The 632-nt window shown below is 60.3% G+C and carries 1 protein-coding gene; it reads left to right on the top strand.

From position 1 onward, the window contains the following. Positions 1–632 (top strand): glycine--tRNA ligase subunit beta (locus EOC06_RS38275; protein WP_128310172.1); only part of this gene is annotated, 632 nt, incomplete at both ends.

Below are 632 nucleotides of genomic sequence, written 5' to 3'. Positions count from 1 at the left end.
CCCCTCGAGGGGGGAGATTACCGCGCTTGCCGCTCGCGCCGCGGTTCTCGCCAAGGCCGATCTCACCACCGAAGTCGTTGGCGAGTTCCCGGAACTGCAAGGCGCCATGGGCCGCAAATATGCGCTGCTGCAGGGCGAGCATCCATCTGTGGCCGCAGCCATCGAGGAACACTACAAGCCGCAAGGCCCGTCCGATCGCGTGCCGAGCGATCCGGTCTCGGTTGCAGTGGCCCTCGCAGATAAGCTCGACACGCTGGTCGGATTCTGGGCCATCGACGAGAAACCGACGGGTTCGAAGGATCCTTATGCGCTGAGAAGAGCCGCGCTCGGAGTAGTCAGAATTCTGGTAGAAAATGGTATACCCCTGAATATCGTCGAAACAGCCGAAGCGCATGTCCCGTTGGTTCATGAATCCATTGCCGACGTGCTGCGCAAACAGCGCGGAAGTTTCGCAATGGGGCGAAGATTGAGGGAATTCAAAGGAAGGGAGGTTGGGGTGGAAGTGCTCGACCTCCTCTCCTTCTTCCACGACCGCCTGAAGGTGTATCTGCGTGATCAGGGCGCTCGCCATGATCTAATTGATGCTGTGCTAGCGGCTGGCGGAAGCGCGCCAATCTCCCCCCTAGAGGGGG

This window comes from Mesorhizobium sp. M7A.F.Ca.MR.362.00.0.0 (genome assembly GCF_004023175.1).
In the GTDB taxonomy this organism is placed as follows: domain Bacteria; phylum Pseudomonadota; class Alphaproteobacteria; order Rhizobiales; family Rhizobiaceae; genus Mesorhizobium.
Note: the sequence above shows the minus strand (reverse complement) of the source record. Positions and strands in the feature narration are given on the sequence as shown.